General features: G+C 60.3%; 17 protein-coding genes and 1 pseudogene. 10 read left to right on the top strand and 8 right to left on the bottom strand.

Annotation, left to right across the window (positions count from 1 at the left end):
- Positions 1-165 precede the first annotated feature (165 nt).
- The 7 genes and pseudogenes from BM026_RS20605 to BM026_RS20570 form a co-directional block, all read right to left on the bottom strand.
- Complete coding sequence (locus tag BM026_RS20605; RefSeq protein WP_071489432.1) at positions 166-1,509, bottom strand: imelysin family protein; 1,344 nt, start codon at positions 1,507-1,509, stop codon at positions 166-168.
- Positions 1,510-1,637: 128 nt separating this feature from the next.
- Complete coding sequence (locus tag BM026_RS20600) at positions 1,638-3,689, bottom strand: putative bifunctional diguanylate cyclase/phosphodiesterase (RefSeq protein ID WP_093529894.1); 2,052 nt, start codon at positions 3,687-3,689, stop codon at positions 1,638-1,640.
- 463 nt (positions 3,690-4,152) lie between these two features.
- On the bottom strand, positions 4,153-4,377 hold the full coding sequence (locus BM026_RS20590) for a hypothetical protein (protein WP_092246967.1): 225 nt from the start codon (positions 4,375-4,377) through the stop codon (positions 4,153-4,155).
- A gap of 300 nt (positions 4,378-4,677) precedes the next feature.
- Positions 4,678-4,955, bottom strand: a pseudogene (locus BM026_RS20585) (IS5/IS1182 family transposase); the annotation flags it as partial.
- 169 nt (positions 4,956-5,124) lie between these two features.
- Complete coding sequence (locus BM026_RS20580) at positions 5,125-5,721, bottom strand: superoxide dismutase (RefSeq protein ID WP_003212997.1); 597 nt, start codon at positions 5,719-5,721, stop codon at positions 5,125-5,127.
- 178 nt (positions 5,722-5,899) lie between these two features.
- Complete coding sequence (locus BM026_RS20575) at positions 5,900-6,499, bottom strand: LysE/ArgO family amino acid transporter (protein WP_092246970.1); 600 nt, start codon at positions 6,497-6,499, stop codon at positions 5,900-5,902.
- Between the two features lie 5 nt (positions 6,500-6,504).
- Positions 6,505-6,906, bottom strand: a complete 402-nt coding sequence (locus tag BM026_RS20570) for an ACT domain-containing protein (RefSeq protein WP_093513925.1) — start codon at positions 6,904-6,906, stop codon at positions 6,505-6,507.
- A gap of 98 nt (positions 6,907-7,004) precedes the next feature.
- On the opposite strand from BM026_RS20570, the gene BM026_RS20565 reads away from it, so the two are divergent.
- From BM026_RS20565 to BM026_RS20520, 10 genes are all read left to right on the top strand, one after another.
- The gene (locus BM026_RS20565; protein WP_093529892.1) at positions 7,005-7,898 is read left to right on the top strand and encodes a LysR family transcriptional regulator ArgP; all 894 of its coding nucleotides are present in this window, start codon (positions 7,005-7,007) and stop codon (positions 7,896-7,898) included.
- Between the two features lie 52 nt (positions 7,899-7,950).
- A complete protein-coding gene (locus tag BM026_RS20560) occupies positions 7,951-8,949 on the top strand; it encodes an NAD-dependent epimerase/dehydratase family protein (protein WP_093529890.1) in 999 nt (332 codons plus the stop codon).
- A 114-nt stretch (positions 8,950-9,063) separates the two neighbouring features.
- Positions 9,064-9,909 (top strand): ATPase, encoded by an 846-nt coding sequence (locus tag BM026_RS20555; RefSeq protein WP_093529888.1) that lies wholly within the window; start codon positions 9,064-9,066, stop codon positions 9,907-9,909.
- 115 nt (positions 9,910-10,024) lie between these two features.
- A complete protein-coding gene (locus BM026_RS20550; protein WP_093529886.1) occupies positions 10,025-11,284 on the top strand; it encodes a D-mannose isomerase in 1,260 nt (419 codons plus the stop codon).
- Positions 11,285-11,388: 104 nt separating this feature from the next.
- Positions 11,389-12,675 (top strand): ABC transporter substrate-binding protein, encoded by a 1,287-nt coding sequence (locus BM026_RS20545; RefSeq protein ID WP_093529884.1) that lies wholly within the window; start codon positions 11,389-11,391, stop codon positions 12,673-12,675.
- Positions 12,676-12,756: 81 nt separating this feature from the next.
- Complete coding sequence (locus tag BM026_RS20540) at positions 12,757-13,665, top strand: carbohydrate ABC transporter permease (RefSeq protein WP_071489442.1); 909 nt, start codon at positions 12,757-12,759, stop codon at positions 13,663-13,665.
- On the top strand, positions 13,658-14,503 hold the full coding sequence (locus BM026_RS20535) for a carbohydrate ABC transporter permease (RefSeq protein WP_071489443.1): 846 nt from the start codon (positions 13,658-13,660) through the stop codon (positions 14,501-14,503). The genes BM026_RS20540 and BM026_RS20535 overlap by 8 nt, the downstream gene beginning before the upstream one ends.
- A gap of 2 nt (positions 14,504-14,505) precedes the next feature.
- Positions 14,506-15,666 carry an ABC transporter ATP-binding protein gene (locus tag BM026_RS20530; RefSeq protein WP_071489444.1) on the top strand — a complete coding sequence of 387 codons (1,161 nt, stop codon included), beginning with the start codon at positions 14,506-14,508 and terminating at the stop codon, positions 15,664-15,666.
- 84 nt (positions 15,667-15,750) lie between these two features.
- The gene (locus BM026_RS20525; RefSeq protein WP_071489445.1) at positions 15,751-17,097 is read left to right on the top strand and encodes a carbohydrate porin; all 1,347 of its coding nucleotides are present in this window, start codon (positions 15,751-15,753) and stop codon (positions 17,095-17,097) included.
- Between the two features lie 102 nt (positions 17,098-17,199).
- On the top strand, positions 17,200-18,045 hold the full coding sequence (locus BM026_RS20520) for a D-hexose-6-phosphate mutarotase (protein WP_071489446.1): 846 nt from the start codon (positions 17,200-17,202) through the stop codon (positions 18,043-18,045).
- A 122-nt stretch (positions 18,046-18,167) separates the two neighbouring features.
- Here BM026_RS20520 and BM026_RS20515 read toward each other — a convergent pair whose 3' ends face one another.
- On the bottom strand, positions 18,168-19,028 hold the full coding sequence (locus tag BM026_RS20515) for a MurR/RpiR family transcriptional regulator (RefSeq protein WP_170856097.1): 861 nt from the start codon (positions 19,026-19,028) through the stop codon (positions 18,168-18,170).
- Positions 19,029-19,200: the final 172 nt, after the last annotated feature.

Genomic DNA, 19,200 nt, shown 5'->3' with positions numbered 1-19,200 from the left:
AGGTAGGGCAGAGGCGCCATTCTACCTGGGGTGCGGGGCATGTAAACCGGGGTTTGAGGCAATGCAGTCAAATGTGGGAGGGGGCTTGCCTCCGATGGCGATGTGTCAGTAAACACCTGCTTCACTGACACACCGCTATCGGGAGCAAGCCCCCTCCCACCTGGATCAGAACTCGTGATCAGCGTTATCCGGGTTCAGGTCGCTGATACCCAGCTTGCCCGCTGCCGCTTCGATCGAGCCAGTCTGCTTGACCAATGCGGCGATGGCGTCGCGCACGATCTGGTTGCCCGCGTCATTGCCGGCCGCGATCAACTGGTCGTAGTGCTCACCCTTGTTGGCGTGGTCCACCATGACCTGGATCTTCGCTTCGGTCGCCGCCAGGTCCGCTTTCAAGGCGGTGTCGGCAGCCGGGTCGGCCTTGGCCACCAGGGACGACAGGCTGGCGCCGGTCATTTTGGTGCCGTCGACGCGGGTGTACTCGCCCAGGTAGACGTTGCGGATGCCCTTGGCGTCGTAGAAGTGCGAGTTGTGGGTGTTGTCGCTGAAGCAGTCCTGTTCGTCTTCCGGCGAGTTGGCTTCCAGGGACACCTTCATGCGCTCACCGGCCAGTTCGCCCAGGGACAGGCTGCCCATGCCGAACAACATTTTGCGCAGGCCGTCGGTGGCAGGTTCTGCCTCCAGGGTGGCGCGGTAGTTGTCTTCGACGTTGGGTTTCCAGTTGCCGACCATTTCTTCCAGATCGCTGACCAGCAGTTGGGTCACGGCACGCAGGTAAGTGCGGCGGCGCTCGTTGTGGCCACCGGTGGCACCGTCGCCCGTCAGGTAGTCCGACGCCGGACGGTTGCCGGCGCCTGGGCCGGTGCCGTTCAGGTCCTGGCCCCACAGCAGGAATTCGATGGCGTGGTAGCCGGTGGCGACGTTGGCTTCGGAACCGCCCAGCTCATTGAGGCTGGCGAGTTTTTCCGGCGTGATGTCCTTCACGTCGACCTTGTCTTCGCCGACCTGGATCTGGGTGTTGGCAATGATATTGGCGGTGGCGCCCGGGTTACCCAGGGCGTGCTCGTAGGACTTGTCGACGTAGTCGATCAGGCCTTCGTCCAGCGGCCATGCGTTCACCTGGCCTTCCCAGTCGTCGATGATGGTGTTGCCGAAGCGGAACACTTCGCTCTGCAGGTACGGGACGCGGGCCGCGATCCAGGCGGTACGTGCGGCTTTCAGGGTTTCGTCGTTCGGCTTGGCGAGGAACGCGTCGATCGCGGTCTGCAGGGTTTTCGCGGTGGACTCGGCATCGCTGTAGACCGCAAATACCATGTCTGCGTAATGCGCGACCACGGCCTTGGCGGCCGCTTCGTCGACCTGACCGGCAGGGGTGGCAGCCGCTGGAGCGGTAGTGCTGGCAGCCGGGGTCGGCGCCTGTGGCGCTGCGGCCTTGTCTTTACCTTCGCCACAGCCGGCGAGAGAAATGGCAATGGCCAGCAGACTGGCGGTGGCCAGGGGCATACGAATCATGGCGAACATCCTGCTTCGGTTGTTGATGGGGCGCGCGGGGGGAGCGCAAAAACTGCGACATAATGCGAAAGATTTGCATTTTGTGTAAAGGGTTATGCGCGGGAAATATTCAGTATCGTTTTGGCCGGTCAAAGAATGACGGCGTTGTTACGCTCCGACTGCTTCAGAAATGCCGCCAACTCCCTGGCCTGCAAGGGTTTGCTGTAGTGGTAACCCTGACCCTCATGGCAGCCCTCGGAGATGATATAGGCCTCCTGCTCAGCGGTTTCCACGCCTTCGGCGATCACCTGCATGCCCAGGCTTTTGCCCAGTTGGATGATCGCGCGCACGATGGTGGCATCGTCGTCATCGTCCAGCAGGTCCTGGACGAAGCTCTTGTCGATCTTGATCTTGTCCAGGGGCAGGCTTTTCAAGTAGCTGAGGGATGAGTAACCGGTGCCAAAGTCATCGATGGCAATCAACGCCCCGGAGCGACGCAGGCTCAGCAGATGCTGGGCTGCGGTGCTGATGTCTTCCATCAGGCCGGTTTCGGTGACTTCCAGTTCCAGGCTGCGCGGCGGCAGGCGGTAGATCTGCATCAGGTTATTGACCACCCGTGGCAGTTCGGTGTGGTGCAGTTGCACGGTGGACAAGTTGACCGCCATGCGCAGGTCGGTGAAGCCCAGGTCGTGCCATTCGCGCAATTGCCGGCAGGCCTGGTCCAGCACCCATTCGCCAATCGGAATAATGGTGCCGTTCTGCTCAGCGAGCGGGATAAACAGGTCCGGCGGTACCAGGCCATGCTCTGGATGCTGCCAGCGGATCAGCGCCTCCACACCGACCACGCGGTGATCGCGGTAGCTGATCTGCGGTTGGTACACCAGGTGGAACTGGTCGCGGCTGAGGGCTTCGCGCAGGTCTTTTTCCAGCTCGCGGCGGCGGCGCATTTCGCTGTCGACGCTGGCGATGTAGAACTGATAGCGGTTGCGCGAACGGGTCTTGGCCAGGGTCATGGTCTGTTCGGCTTTTTGCAGCAGCTTTTCGGTGCTGTCGCCGTCTTCCGGGAACAGGGTGATGCCGATGGTGGCGCGCAGGCGGATGCCTTCGTGGTCGAGAGCGAACTCCGCCTCCAGGTCGTCCAGAATGCTTTGTGCCAGTTCGGCGGCCTCGTAAGGCTGGTCGATATCGGCCTGTACCAGGGCGAACTGGTCGCCGCCCAATCGGGCGAGTGCGCCGAGGCGGCCGCTGTGGGCACGCAATCGGTCGGCCAAGGCCAGCAACAATTTGTCACCGGCCTGGTAGGTGAACTGTTCGTTGACGCTCTTGAAGTCATCCAGCCCCACGCACAATACCGCTACGCGCCGTTGTCGACGGCCGGCGTCGATGAGGATCTTGTCCAGTTGCTCCTGCAGTTTCTGGCGGTTCGGCAGGCCGGTCAGGAAGTCGTACTGGGCCATGCGCAACAGGCTGCTTTCGGCCTCATGACGCAAATGGGTGTTACGTTCGATGGATTCGAGCAATTGGTTGGCGGTGTTGATCCACAGCCCCAACTCGTTGCGCTCGTGGCCCTTGAGCTGCGGGATCTTGTGTTCGCTGGGCCGGTCCGGGTTGATCGACGTCAGGTGCTCGATAATCCGTGACAGCGGCTTGGTCAGCAGCCAGTGATAGACCAGGTCCAGCACCAGGCCCATGGCCAGGGCACGCAACACCCCGGAAATGAAGATGATCACCGAGTTGACGATAAAGCCCTGGCCATAAGTCGCGGTGTCGAGGGTGATGCTCAGGTCGCCGTAATACTCGCTGTAGGGGCCTTTGCCCACCAGCGCCGTGGTGAAGGTGCGTTCCCGGCCGAGAATCAGGTCAGTCAACCAGCGGCTGGGCGCTTGCTGCAAGGCACGGCTTTTTTCCGCCAGCATGGTTTCGTTGGGGTGGCCGATGGACGCCATGCGCACCGCGTCATCCTGGAACAGGCCCTCAATCACTTGCATGCCCATCTCGCGGTCCAGGCTGTAGACGGCCTGGGTCGAGGGGTCGCGAAACATGTCGAGGATGCGCTGGGCATCACCGGCTACGGCCTGGCGTGTCTTGTAGGCATCGAACACGATCTGCGCCACGCTCAGCACGACGCCCACGATCAATGCCGACAGCAGCACAACCCGTAGCAACTTCACCGACAAGCTGTTTTTGAGTTCCAGCTTCAAAGGGGCATTCCTTGTCTCATGCGGGTGGCCTTCAATATGCCATGAGTATTGGCAATCTGGGGTTGGCAGTCAAAGGGACATTGGGTCAGCCGCAAAAAGGTCATGAGACATGGAACCCTCTCCTTGGAAATGCCCACTCAGGGCGGGAGAGGAATGTGCCTTTCATTGAATATCGGAGTATTTACTTATGAGCGTAGCAATAGCCGCCGCAGCACTGGCACCCGTCGCCGCCGCCGTGGCCCCCGTGGTTCTATCCGTTGCAGGTCAGGCAGCAAAAGTGGCTACGGATGCCGCGAGGGACATGGTGGGCGGTGCAATCGATTTGGCAGGAAGCGGTGTCAGCAAACAACCGCAAATCCGGTTCTGACTGGGCGTATCTGTACGTTTCGATCCTATGTCATCAGGGGGGGCGGAGAGAGGCGCTCCCGCCACCCCTTGGTTTCTTCTTTAACTCAGTCAGTGCTTATTGCTTGAAGCTGATGGCTATTTTTCCTGCGCCTTTCTCCATGGGGAGCTCAATGGTTTTGCTTGGGGGCTCTTCCTCTTTGCCGGCAATCTGTTTAGCCAGGGCATCGGCAAAGGGTTGCAGCAGCGGCGCGACCGCTTTGACTATGTCGCCAACCACAGGAAGTCCTGTTTTCACCAGATCACCCACTACGGGAAGTTGTGCCAGTGCACCAATAGTCATTGTTATTTCTCCGACAGGTAAGAGACCTCAATTCGTCTCACTGAATACGTGGCAAATGACAATGGCTGAGTTCCTGAGCCTGAATGACTATATGTTGCGCAAAAAAACCGGCATTCCAGGCTGTCTGAAAACGCAGCCTGCGCCGGTCAAAAGCAAATGCCCCGACTTATCGGGGCATTTGCTTTTTAGGTTTCGGATAATGAAAAAGGGCTTTTCAGCCCATCAACCCCATCATCTTTTGCACACCCAGCACGTTTATGGCTCGTTTCAGGTCGTACGCCTGTATCGCAAGTGCCATTTCCGGTCGCCTTTGTTGAGCGCTTTAAGCGTGAGTACCGTGCCGTTGGGGCAGTGGTAGCTATCACTTTCCTCGTCGTAACTGAAAAGTGTGCGATCAAGATTTTGCGCTTCACCACCCTGGGTATTTACAGCTCGATTGGGCGGGACAAAGGGGGTGATACCAGCATCTTCACACGCCTGGAACTGGCCGCCATCGGCTCAAGCTGACGGTTATCAGTACCTTCCTGGGTTACTTCGTGATGCACGATCAGGCGGTGTTTCGCGTCGACCGCACTTTCGTCCAGTGAGACTGGAAACAGAGCGCCTTGAGTACGGTCTTCACCTTGGATATAGCGCATAAGAAAAATGCCCGTATCTTGCGATACGGGCATTTTCTTAAACCGGGCGGCAGATTGCTAGGTTTTCACACAGCCTGATTCGCCGGGCTTTTTTTACTGCAAGCGTTGCTTAGGCAGTGAAGGTCTTGCCTTCGAACTGCTCAGCCACGAACTTCCAGTTGACCAGGTTCCAGAACGCTTCCACATACTTTGGACGCACGTTGCGGTAGTCGATGTAGTAGGCGTGTTCCCAGACGTCGCAGGTCAGCAGCGGGGTGTCGCCGCTGGTCAGCGGGTTGCCGGCGCCGATGGTGCTGGCCAGGGCCAGGGAACCGTCAGCCTTTTTCACCAGCCAGCCCCAACCGGAGCCGAAGGTGCCGACGGAGGTCTTGGTGAACTCTTCCTTGAACTTGTCGAACGAACCGAACGCAGCGTTGATGGCTTCAGCCAGCGCGCCGGTGGGTTGGCCGCCAGCGTTTGGCGCCAGGCAGTTCCAGTAGAAGGTGTGGTTCCAGACCTGGGCAGCGTTGTTGAAGATACCGCCCGAAGAGGATTTGACGATCTCTTCCAGGGTCTTGCCTTCGAACTCGGTGCCTGGCACCAGGTTGTTCAGGTTCACGACATAGGTGTTGTGGTGCTTGTCGTGGTGGTATTCCAAGGTTTCCTTGGAGATGTGCGGCTGCAGGGCATCGTGTGCGTAGGGCAGCGGCGGCAATTCGAAAGCCATGATAAATCTCCTAATCAGGTCAGTTGCGGTGAGCGCAAGGCCGATCACGGGCGGCCAAACAAGCGCCGGGGAGTTTGTACTCTTTGCGGCGCAGGGTCAGGATCATAGCACCGGGGTTGTGGCAAAACCACGCAACAACTGTGTGGGATAGAGGTTCCAGAGCGTTTTGGAATATTCCTCAGGCACTGATCAATTGATAGGCCACGCTGAACATCATCACGGCCACCAACAGGTCCAGCAGGCGCCAGGTGGCCGGGCGTGCCAGCCAGGGGGCCAGCCACGCCGCGCCGAGCGCCAGGGTTGCGAACCACAGCAGCGACGCACTGGCCGCGCCGGCGACGTAGGCGCCGGGTTCGGTTTGTTGGGCGCCGAGCGAGCCGATCAGCAACACGGTGTCCAGGTACACGTGAGGGTTGAGCAGGGTGACGGCCAGCGCGCTCAGCAGCACCGCGCGCAGCGAGCGCACCTGCAGGTTGCCGCCCTGGTCCAGGCTCTGTTTCGAACAGGCCCGGCGGAGTGCGCAGGCCCCGTACCAGATCAGGAAAGCCGCGCCGCCCCAGCGTGCGATCGCCAGCAGTATCGGGCTCTGCGCCAGCACTGTCGCCAGGCCGAACACCCCGGCGGCCACCAGCAGCGCATCGCACACCACACACAGCGCTGCCACGGGTAAATGATGTTCACGGCGCAGGCTTTGCGCCAAGACAAAGGCATTCTGGGTGCCGATGGCCATGATCAGGCCGAGGGCGACCAGCAAACCATTCAGGTAGCTTTGCCACATAGGGTCTACTCCGCGTTTGCCGCCAGTTGCTGCAACACGTGCATGGCACGCTGGGCATCGGCACGGCCGACGAACAGGTGGTCGTGGTAATAGCCGGCAATCACGTTGCAACTGATGCCGGCCTTGCCCAAGGCACTGGCGAAGGCGGCGGTCAGGCCCACGGCCTCCAGGGCCGAGTGCACATTCAAGGTGATCCACGCGGCGACGTAGTCGAAGGCCAGCCCAGCCTGTTCCGCTTGTTGGCGTTCGACGATCAGGGTCAGGCCTTCTTGTTCGCGGAAGCTGCCGATCACCTCGCAATCGGCAGGGATTCGCTGATCGGGCAGGGTGCAGAATACGTAGTCGCCGTCATTCAGATGAGGACTCATGCTGCGCAGCAGGGTAGCCAGGGCGGTTTCGCCAGCCATGGGAGGTTCCTTATAAAGAGAGAAGCGATGCTGGCTATTCTCATGGCGCAGGCTGTATAAGAAAAACCAATATTGCTGATCGCTCATTAGAGAAACTGATGTTCGACTATAAATTGCTTTCCGCTCTGGCGGCGGTGGTGGAGCAGGCGGGCTTCGAGCGCGCCGCCCAGGTGCTGGGGTTGTCGCAGTCGGCGATCTCCCAGCGCATCAAGTTGCTGGAGGCGCGTATCGGCCAGCCGGTACTGGTGCGGGCCACGCCGCCGACACCCACCGATATCGGCCGTAGCCTGCTCAACCATGTGCAACAGGTGCGCCTGCTGGAGCGCGACCTGCAAAGCCAGGTGCCGTCCCTGGATGAGGAAGGCATGCCCGAGCGCCTGCGTATCGCGTTGAACGCCGACAGCCTCGCCACCTGGTGGGCCGAGGCCGTCAGTGGTTTTTGCGCCGAACAGCATCTGCTGTTGGATCTGGTGGTGGAGGACCAGACCGTAGGCCTCAAGCGCATGCGCGCCGGTGAAGTGGCGGCCTGTATCTGCGCCAGCGAGCGCCCGGTGGCCGGGGCACGCAGCCTGCTGCTGGGGGCCATGCGTTATCGCGCGTTGGCCAGCCCGGCCTTTATTGCCCGGCACTTTCCCGACGGCGTGCGCGCCGACCAACTGGCACGCACCCCGGCATTGGTTTTTGGCCCGGATGATTTCCTGCAACACCGCTACCTGGCATCCCTCGGCGTGGATGGCGGCTTCGAACACCATTTATGCCCATCGTCCGAAGGCTTTATTCGCCTGACCGAAGCGGGCCTGGGTTGGGGGCTGGTGCCGGAATTGCAGGTGCGCGACCAACTGCAAAAGGGCCTGTTGGTCGAGTTATTGCCAGATAAGCCCATCGATGTGCCGTTGTACTGGCATCATTGGCGCAGTGGCGGGCAACTGCTGGGCTTGTTGACCGACCATCTGGCCCAGGCATGCGGGCAGTGGTTGGTGCCGTTGGAGTGATGGCGTGCGTCAAGGCAACAGCGATGAAAAACGAAAGCACACGGGGTAATACATGAAGATTCTGGTCACCGGCGCAAGCGGCTTCATCGGCGGGCGCTTTGCGCGTTTCGCCCTGGAGCAGGGCCTGGACGTGCGGGTCAACGGGCGACGTGCCGAAGGTGTGGAACACCTGGTCAGGCGCGGCGCCGAGTTTATCCAGGGTGATTTGAATGACGCCGACCTGGTGCGCGATCTCTGCCGCGATGTCGAAGCCGTGGTGCATTGCGCCGGCGCCGTCGGGCTGTGGGGCAAGTATCAGGACTTTCATCAGGGCAATGTGCTGGTCACCGAAAATGTCGTCGAGGCCTGCCTCAAGGAGCGCGTGGGCCGTTTGGTGCACCTGTCGTCGCCGTCGATCTATTTCGATGGGCGCGATCACCTGGGGCTGACTGAAGAGCAAGTGCCCAAGCGCTTCAGGCACCCCTATGCCGCCACCAAGTACCTGGCCGAACAGAAGGTGTTCGGTGCCCAGGAGTTCGGCCTCGAAGTCGTGGCCCTGCGTCCGCGCTTCGTCACGGGCGCCGGTGACATGAGTATCTTCCCGCGCCTGCTGAAAATGCAGCGCAAGAATCGCCTGGCCATCGTCGGCGATGGTCTGAATAAGGTCGACTTCACCAGCGTGCACAACCTCAACGAAGCGCTGCTCAGCAGTTTGCTCGCCACGGGCTCGGCGCTGGGCAGGGCCTACAACATCAGCAACGGTGCGCCAGTGCCGGTGTGGGATGTGGTGAACTACGTGATGCGCCAAATGGAGTTGCCGCAGGTGACGCGGTATCGGTCCTACGGTTTGTCCTACAGCGTGGCAGCACTCAACGAAGCGTTTTGCGCGATGTGGCCCGGTCGTCCCGAGCCGGCGTTGTCGCGCCTGGGCATGCAAGTGATGAACAAAGATTTCACCCTCGACATCAGCCGCGCCAGGCATTATCTGGACTACGAGCCCAAGGTCAGCCTGTGGACCGCCCTCGACGAGTTTTGCAGTTGGTGGAAGGCCCAGGACCCTGGGTTGAAGTAAGCACACAACAGGCAACACTTCGGGAACCGAATTCGGCGTTCCGGGTCGATCAGGGCGTCGGGAACGCGGTTTATACTCCCGTCGCTCGCCACCTCACCGATTCAGGGTTGATACATGCGCAACGATGCTAAAGACGATTTCGACAACGTTCCCAGCCTGCGGGCGGATGTCGGGGATGACGATGACTTCGAACCTACCCCGGCCACCTCAGTGCGTTCGCGTAACCCCAAGGTGGTCAAGGTCAAGAGCGCCAGCACCGGCCCGTTGTGGGCCTTGATCGGCGCGCTGCTGATCGCCTTTGCGGGCCTGGCCTGGTGGAGCTTCCAGCAGATCTCCCTGATGGGCCAGCAGTTGGTGGCCACCCAGGAGAGCTTTGCGCGCATCAGCGAAGAAGCGGCGGGGCGCCTGCAGGATATTTCCGGCAAGGTGGTGGCCAGCGAGGCCAGCGTCAACAACGGCAGCGAAGCGCTGAAACTGCAGATCAAGCAGCTTGAAAGCCAGTTGCTGGAGCAGGGTAAACAGCAGATCGGCGTGGCCGGCCAGGCCACCGAGCTGGACAAGCGCCTGGCGCAAATGACCGCCAGCACCACCGACCTGTCCAACGCCAACAGCAAGCTGCAAGGCCAGGTCCAGGCGTTGACCGACGCCGTGGCGACCCTCAAGGCGGCGCAGGTTGACGCCGGCAAGCGCGATACTGAGATCAAGGAACTGGCCGCTGACGTGGCCGCCTTGAAGAAACAGGGCAACCCCAGCGCCGCCATCGCCCGGATCGAACAGGACCTCGTGGTGCTCAAGAGCGCCCAGGACAACGCGTCGGCCAACAGTGATGCGCCTACCAACAAGGAGTTCGACGTGTTCCGCATCCAGACCACGCGTAATATCACCACCTTGCAGAGCCAGGTGCAGAACCTCAACCAACAACTTAACGCGCCGGCGAGAGTTACCCCGCTCGGGCAATGAGGTCTCTTGTAGAAATGTCACCACACGGTGACATTTCCCATCCCCTTCGTTACTTGCTCCCAGTGCGCCCTTGTTTAGACTCCGGTTATCCCACAAACAATAATAAGGGCCACCCATGACCACCCAACCACTGCCTGCCAGCAGTTGGCTGAACGCGCTTGCCCATCACGCCTGGCTCGCTGCCGAAGGCCAGCGCCTGCTGGCGTTTGCCAAGGCGTCTCGACTGCCCGATGGCTTTGGCAACCTGGACGACAAAGGCCGGCTGCCGGCCGATGCCCGCGCTGAAACCATGAACACCGCCCGCATGACTCACAGTTTCGCCATGGCCCACGCCATGGGGTTGCCTGGCTATGCCGAACTGATTGAACACGGGGTTGCCTCCCTCAACGGCCCGTTGCGCGACAGTGAGCATGGCGGCTGGTTCGCCGCACCCCACGCCGTCGACGGCAACCGTGGCAAGGCCGCGTACCTGCACGCCTTCGTGGCCCTGGCCGCCAGCTCTGCAGTGGTGGCGGGCGCTCCCGGCGCGCAACACTTGCTGAATGACGCCATCCATATCATCGACCAGTTCTTCTGGAGTGAAGAGGAGGGCGTGATGCTCGAGTCCTTTGCCCAGGACTGGAGCGGCGTCGAAGCCTATCGCGGCGCCAACAGCAACATGCACGCCACCGAAGCCTTCCTCGCCCTGGCCGATGTGACCGGCGATACAGGTTGGTTGGACCGTGCGCTGCGGATCGTCGAGCGCGTGATCCATACCCATGCCGCCGTCAACCAGTTCATGGTGATCGAGCATTTCGATACAGGCTGGCAACCCTTGCTCGGTTACAACGAAGACAATCCCGCCGATGGCTTCCGCCCCTACGGCATTACCCCCGGCCATGGCTTCGAGTGGGCGCGGCTGGTGCTGCACCTTGAGGCCGCGCGTCTGCAAGCCGGGCTCGCCACACCCGAGTGGCTGGTGACCGACGCCAAAGGCCTGTTCGCCAGTGCCTGCGAGTACGCCTGGGCGGTGGATGGTGCCCCCGGCATCGTCTACACCCTCGACTGGAACCACCGCCCGGTGGTGCGCGAGCGCCTGCACTGGACCCACGCCGAAGCCAGCGCTGCTGCCCAGGCCCTGCTCAAACGCACCGGCCAATCGCATTACGAAACCTGGTACCGGCGCTTCTGGGAATTCTGCGAAACCCACTTCATCGACCGCATCAACGGCAGCTGGCATCACGAACTCAGCCCGCATAACCAACCCAGCAGCAGAATATGGGGCGGCAAGCCGGACCTGTACCATGCCTGGCAAGCGGTAGTGCTGCCTGCACTGCCCTTGGCACCCAGCATGGCCAGTGCCATCGGGGCTGGGCACTATGTCACCAACTGGTGACATTTGTGCATCCCTTTGTTACCTGCGCCTCAAAAAACCCTGTTTAAACTCCGTGCAGCGCAAGCCTAAGACTTGCATGCATAACAACAAGAAAAGGTACTCAGATGAACGCGATTAATCGCCTCGCCGTCGCTATTTCCATTGCCTCGTTGTTTCCCCTCAGTGCATTTGCCGCCGACTCGAAAGGGACGGTTGAAGTTGTGCATTGGTGGACCTCGGGTGGTGAGAAGGCGGCTGTAGATGTCCTGAAGGCCCAAGTTGAAAAAGACGGCTTCACCTGGAAAGACGGTGCCGTCGCAGGTGGCGGTGGCGCCACGGCCATGACCGTGCTGAAAAGCCGCGCAGTCGCCGGCAACCCGCCAGGCGTTGCCCAGATCAAAGGCCCCGACATACAGGAATGGGCGTCCACCGGCCTGCTCGACACCGACGTGCTCAAGGACGTCGCCAAAGAAGAAAAGTGGTACTCCCTGCTCGACAAGAAAGTCTCCGATACCGTGAAGTACGACGGTGACTACGTTGCCGTACCGGTCAACATCCACCGCGTGAACTGGCTGTGGATCAACCCGGAAGTCTTCAAGAAAGCCGGTATCACCAAGAACCCGACCACCCTCGAAGAATTCTACGCCGCTGGCGACAAGCTGAAGAAAGCCGGCTTCATTCCGCTCGCCCATGGTGGCCAGCCTTGGCAGGACAGCACCGTGTTCGAGGCGGTGGTGCTTTCTGTGATGGGCGCCGATGGCTACAAGAAAGCCCTGGTCGACCTGGATAACGCTGCACTGACCGGCCCGGAAATGGTCAAGGCCCTGACCGAGCTGAAAAAAGTCGCGACCTACATGGACGTCGACGGCAAAGGCCAGGACTGGAACCTCGAAGCAGGCAAGGTCATCAACGGCAAGGCCGGCATGCAGATCATGGGTGACTGGGCCAAGTCCGAATGGACCGCCGCCAAGAAGGTCGCCGGCAAAGACTATGAGTGCGTAGCCTTCCCGGGTACCGACAAAGCCTTCACCTACAACATCGACTCCCTGGCGGTGTTCAAGCAGAAAGACAAAGGCACTGCGGCGGGTCAGCAGGACATTGCCAGAGTCGTGCTGGGTGAAAACTTCCAGAAAGTGTTCAGCATCAACAAGGGTTCGATCCCTGTGCGTAACGACATGCTGAACAAAATGGACTCGTACGGCTTCGACTCCTGCGCCCAGACCGCTGCCAAGGACTTCCTGGCAGACGCCAAGACCGGCGGCCTGCAGCCAAGCATGGCGCACAACATGGCCACGACCCTGGCGGTGCAAGGTGCATTCTTTGACGTTGTGACCAACTACATCAACGACCCGAAAGCCGACCCGGCCGACACCGCCAAGAAACTCGGCGCTGCGATCAAGTCCGCCAAGTAACGGTTGACCTTATGGGGGGGACTCCCTTGCCCCCCATAAGGCGTGTTCCTGTAGTCCTTTTTCCCTGTACTGGATTTTCCCATGAGTTCTGTTGCTGTGTTCAGCAAAGCCTCGCCGTTCGATGCACTGCAGCGCTGGCTACCCAAACTGGTGCTGGCGCCCAGCATGTTCATCGTGTTGGTGGGCTTCTACGGCTACATCCTGTGGACGTTTGTACTCTCGTTCACCAATTCCACGTTCCTGCCAAGCTACAAATGGGCGGGCCTTGCGCAATACGCGCGGTTGTTCGACAACGACCGCTGGTGGGTGGCGAGCAAGAACCTGGCGGTGTTTGGCGGGATGTTCATCGGCATCACCCTGGTTATCGGGGTGACCCTGGCGATCTTCCTCGACCAGAAAATCCGTCGTGAAGGTTTTATCCGCACCATTTACCTGTACCCGATGGCGCTCTCGATGATCGTCACCGGTACGGCCTGGAAATGGCTGCTCAACCCGGGCATGGGCCTGGACAAACTCCTGCGTGACTGGGGCTGGGAAGGCTTCCGTCTCGACTGGCTGATCGACCCGGACCGCGTGGTCTACTGCCTGGTGATCGCCGCTGTATGGCAAGCCTCGGGCTTTATCATGGCGATGTTCCTCGCCGGCCTGCGTGGCGTCGATCAGTCGATTATCCGTGCCGCCCAGATCGACGGCGCGAGCCTGCCACGCATCTACTGGAGCGTGGTGCTGCCCAGCCTGCGTCCGGTGTTCTTCAGTGCGGTGATGATCCTGGCGCACATTGCGATCAAGAGCTTCGACCTGGTGGCGGCAATGACTGCCGGCGGCCCGGGCTATTCGTCCGACCTGCCTGCCATGTTCATGTACTCGTTCACCTTCAGCCGTGGCCAGATGGGCATGGGTTCGGCCAGTGCGATCCTGATGCTCGGTGCGATCCTGGCGATCATCGTGCCTTACCTCTACTCCGAGCTGAGGACCAAACGTCATGACTAGTCTCGCCTCCAAATCACCTGTCAGCCTGAGTCGCATCGCGATCTACGCGGTGCTGATCCTCGCCGTGCTGCTGTACCTGGTGCCGCTGGTGGTGATGCTGCTGACCAGCTTCAAAACCCCGGAAGACATCAGCACCGGCAACCTGCTGAGCTGGCCGACCGTGGTCTCCGGCATCGGCTGGGTCAAGGCCTGGGCCACTGTGGACGGTTACTTCTGGAACTCGATCAAGATCACCGTTCCGGCCGTACTGATCTCCACCGCCATCGGTGCGTTGAACGGCTATGTGCTGTCGTTCTGGCGCTTCAAAGGCTCGCAGTTGTTCTTCGGCTTGCTGCTGTTCGGTTGCTTCCTGCCGTTCCAGACCGTGCTGCTGCCGGCGTCGTTCACCCTCGGCAAGATGGGCCTGGCCAGCACCACCACCGGCCTGGTGTTTGTGCACGTGGTCTATGGCCTGGCGTTCACCACGCTGTTTTTCCGTAACTACTACGTGAGCATCCCGGACGCGCTGATCAAGGCGGCACGCCTGGACGGTGCGGGATTCTTCACCATCTTCCGTCAGATCATTCTGCCGATGTCGACCCCGATCATCATGGTCTGCCTGATCTGGCAGTTCACCCAGATCTGGAACGACTTCCTGTTCGGCGTGGTGTTCTCCAGTGGCGATTCCCAGCCCATCACGGTGGCGCTGAACAACCTGGTCAACACCAGCACCGGGGCCAAGGAATATAACGTGGATATGGCGGCGGCGATGATCGCCGGGCTGCCGACCCTGCTGGTCTATGTGATCGCAGGCAAGTATTTCGTGCGCGGCCTCACGGCCGGCGCGGTCAAGGGGTAATCATGGCTACGCTTGAACTTCGCAATGTAAACAAGACCTATGGCGCCGGCCTGCCCGACACCTTGAAGAACATCGAACTGTCGATCAAGGAAGGCGAGTTCCTGATCCTGGTCGGCCCTTCAGGGTGCGGCAAATCCACGCTGATGAACTGCATCGCCGGCCTAGAGACCATCACCGGCGGCGCGATCATGATCGGCGACCAGGACGTGAGCGGCATGAGCCCCAAGGACCGGGACATCGCCATGGTGTTCCAGTCCTACGCGCTGTACCCGACCATGAGCGTGCGCGAGAACATCGAGTTCGGCCTCAAGATCCGCAAGATGGCCCAGGCGGATATCGACGCCGAAGTGGCGCGGGTTGCAAAACTGCTGCAGATCGAACACCTGCTCAACCGCAAGCCGGGCCAGCTCTCCGGCGGCCAGCAACAGCGCGTGGCCATGGGCCGTGCCCTGGCGCGTCGGCCGAAGATCTACCTGTTTGACGAGCCGCTGTCCAACCTCGACGCCAAGCTGCGCGTCGAGATGCGTACCGAAATGAAGCTGATGCACCAGCGCCTCAAGACCACCACGGTCTACGTGACCCACGACCAGATCGAAGCGATGACCCTGGGCGACAAAGTGGCGGTGATGAAGGACGGCATCATCCAACAATTTGGCACGCCGAAAGAAATTTACAACGACCCGGCCAACCTGTTTGTGGCAAGCTTTATCGGTTCACCTCCGATGAACTTCGTTCCTATGCGCCTAAAACGCAAGGAAGGTCGTTTGGTCGCGCTGCTCGACAGCGGCCAGGCCCGTTGCGAATTGCCATTAGGCATGAACGACGCAGGTCTGGAGGACCGTGATGTGATTCTGGGCCTGCGCCCGGAGCAGATCGTGTTGGCGGCGGGTGAGGGCAACGGCTCGTCGAGCATTCGCGCTGAAGTCCAGGTCACCGAACCGACCGGTCCGGACACCTTGGTGTTCGTGCAGCTCAATGACACCAAGGTCTGCTGCCGTTTGGCGCCGGATGTGGCGCCCCAGGTCGGCGAGACCCTGACCCTGCAATTTGATCCGGCCAAGGTATTGCTGTTCGACGCCAACACTGGCGAACGCCTAGGCACTGCTTCTTCATTGCCCGCACAGGGGCATGCCGACAACGTGGCCCAATTCAAAGGCCGCTGAAGCAGCTAAGTTGTTGTTTCAAATAAAAAAGTAACCCGCGTTAGATAAAAACAGTTTAATAACAATAAAGACGAGGATGTAGGGATGAAAAAGCAACACAACAACACTCGGCTGATCTGCCAAATGTCAGCTGCAGCAGCCCTGGTTTTGTCCGCCAATGCGATGGCGGCCGATGCATTCAGTGCTGATTCGAAGTGGATGACCGGCGATTGGGGTGGTGAGCGTACCAAGCTGATCGAGCAAGGTATCGACATCAAGGCTGACTACGTTGGGGAGATGGGCTACAACGCCAAGGGCGGTTACAACCACGACAAGACCGGTCGCTACTCTGACCAGTTCGGTCTCGGCGTGGCACTCGACCTGCAAAAACTGTGGGGCTGGGATAACACCCAGGCCAAGATCCAGTTGACCAACCGTAATGGCCAGAACATCTCCAACGACCGCATCGGCGATCCGCGTGCCGGCACCTTGAGCTCGTCTCAAGAAGTGTACGGCCGTGGCCATATGGTGCGTCTGACCCAGTTCTGGATCCAGCACCAGATGTTCGATAACAAGTTGGACGTGAAGCTTGGTTACTTCGGCGAAGGCGAAGACTTCAACACCTTCCCGTGCGACTTCCAGAACCTGTCGTTCTGCGGTTCGCAAGTGGGTAACTACGTCAACACCTGGTACAACTGGCCGGTCAGTCAGGCCGCGATCCGTGTGAAGTACAACATCACGCCTGAGCTGTATGCGCAGATCGGCGCGTACAACCAGAACCCCTCGCAGCTCGAACACGGTAATGGCTTCAAGCTCAGCGGCAGCGGTACCAAGGGCACCGTGATCCCAGTGGAATTGGTCTGGTCGCCGAAGGTTAACAACCTGCCGGGCGAATACCGTGTGGGTTACTACAAGAGCGCGGCTGATGCCTCTGACGTCCGTGAAGACATCAACGGCAATGATGCTGCGACCACCCGCGCCGCCTACCGTACCCGCAGCAGCAAGAAAGGCTACTGGTTCGTTGCTCAACAGCAACTCACCACCCATAACGGCGATGCCTCCCGCGGCCTGAACATCGCGGCCAACGCCACCTTCCACGATAAGGAAACCAACCTGGTCGACAACTATCAGTCGCTCATGCTGGTGTACAAAGGCCCATTCGACGCGCGTCCGAAAGATGACGTCGGCATTGGTGTCGCGCGCCTGCACGTCAACGATGACGTGAAGAAAAACTCTGAACTGCTCAACGCCGCCAATGGTGTGAGCGACTATGACAATCCTCTCTACACGCCGATCCGTGAGACCGAGTACAACGTTGAACTCAACTACGGCTTCCACGTCACCAACTGGCTGACCGTGCGTCCTAACCTGCAATACGTTGTCCAGCCTGGCGGCGTGGACAAAGTCGACAACGCGTTGGTGGCGGGCCTGAAAATTCAGTCTACGTTCTAACGCTGTTGCGATAAGCTCCTTCTCTCTGTGCGCATTTTGCGGGTAGCCATGGCTACCCGCTTTTTTTGGGTCGCACTGTGAAGACAATCAGGACCGTGGCACATGCATGAGCAACCGCTGCAACGCTTTTTCAAATCCCTGCGCGAGCGTCCGGTGTTCGCCTGGGAGCGTTTTCAGATGCGTGATGTGTTGGTGATCGATCATCCGCTGTGCCAGGCGGTGTTCAGTCGCCAGGGCGCGCAATTGCTGCACTTTCAGCCTACCGGCCAGAAACCGTGGTTGTGGTGTGCCGCCAAGTGGCCGCAAGTCGGCGCCATCCGTGGAGGCGTGCCGGTGTGCTGGCCGTGGTATGGCCGTCACCCGAGTGAAAATGCCTGGCCATCCCATGGCTGGGCGCGCTTGATCGACTGGAAATTGCTCGACAGCAGCACTGACGACGACGGTGTGCGCCTGCACTGGCAATTGCAGCTGTGCGACTGGCAGGTCGACCTGCACGCGCACCTGGGCGAAACCTTGGAGCTGCGCCTGAGCACCGAGCATCAGGATGAGTTGCCGTGCCAACTGAGCCATGCATTGCACGCTTACTGGCGTATTGGTCATGTTGATGAGATAGCGCTGTCTGGACTCGACGGTGCGCAAGGTTACGACCAGCTCAACCGCCAGGTCTGCCAGCAGGAGGGTGAGTTGCGGGTAGAAGGCGGTTGCCAGCGGGTGTTCCAGCACGAAGGCGAATTGCAACTCAAGGACCACGCCTGGCAGCGCGAACTGTGCATCGACACCGGCGACAGCGCCGACACGGTGGTGTGGCATCCGGGCAGCCGACCGCTGTTGGGCGTGAGCTTCAACGAGGCGTCGGGGTTTGTGTGCGTGGAGTCGGCGATGGCCGGGGCGAGCCTGGCGCCGGGGGAGAGGGCGCATTTGAGTTTGCAGGCCAGGGCTGGGGTTTAGCTGTGTTGCTGGTGGCCTCATCGGGGGCAAGCCCCCTCCCACATTTTGAATGTATTCACAGGTCGAAGTGTGGGAGGGGGCTTGCCCCCGATGAGGCCAGTACAGCCAACACAAAGGCAGGCCTAGTTGAACTCATCCCCCACCGGATACCGGCTGTCATTCAAACTCTCTTTGATCTTGCGCAAATGCGGCTGGAAATCCACCCCGCGACGCAAGGTCATGCCGGTGGCCAATACGTCCAGCACCGTCAACTGGATGATCCGCGAGGTCATCGGCATGTAGATGTCGGTGTCTTCGGGCAGTGGAATGTTCAGGCTCACCGTACTGGCCTTGGCCAGCGGCGAGTTTTCGGCGGTCACGCCCAACACTGAAGCGCCGTTTCCACGGGCGATGCGCGCCACTTCCACCAGTTCACGGGTACGCCCGGTGTAGGAAATGATCACGAACAACTCGCCGGTGTGTGCCACCGAGGCGATCATGCGCTGCATCAGCACGTCGGCATGGGCGGTGACCGCCAGGTTGAAGCGGAAGAACTTGTGCAGCGCATCCATCGCCACCGGGGCCGAAGCGCCCAGGCCGAAGAAGTGGATCTGCCGCGCCTGGATCAACAGGTCCACGGCCTTGCTGATCAGGGCCGGGTCCAGGGCCTGGCAGGCGCTGTCGAGCGACGCGATGGCGCTGCCAAAGATCTTCTGGGTGTAGGCCTCGGGGTTATCATCGGCTTCCACTGCGCGGCTGACATACGCCGCGCCGCTGGCCAGGCTTTGCGCCAGCTGCAATTTCAGTTCAGGGTAGCCGCTCACGCCGAACGAACGGCAGAAACGGTTGACCGTCGGTTCACTGACCGAGGCGGCCTGGGCAAGGGCGGCGATGGAGAAGCGGGTCGCCTGCTGCGGGTTGAGCAGGATGACCTCGGCAACTTTTTTCTCGGCCTTGTTCAATTCTTCGAGGCGGTTCTGGATCTGTTCCAGAAGATTTCGCACGCGGTCCATTCAGTCTTTCCTTCGGGCGACGATGCAAATTAGGGTGGCAACCAATCGACGAGTGGCCTTTTGCGGTGGCCTATCCTACTGAGGGTAGCTGAACACCACCACTCGGAATGCGTATTTCGGGAAAATGTTATGGTTATTACTACATTTTTCCTTGAGTGATGCC

This window comes from Pseudomonas sp. NFPP24, from assembly GCF_900112095.1.
GTDB lineage: Bacteria > Pseudomonadota > Gammaproteobacteria > Pseudomonadales > Pseudomonadaceae > Aquipseudomonas > Aquipseudomonas extremorientalis.
The sequence above is the reverse complement of the archived record's forward strand: the minus strand, read 5'-3'. Positions and strand labels throughout refer to the sequence as shown.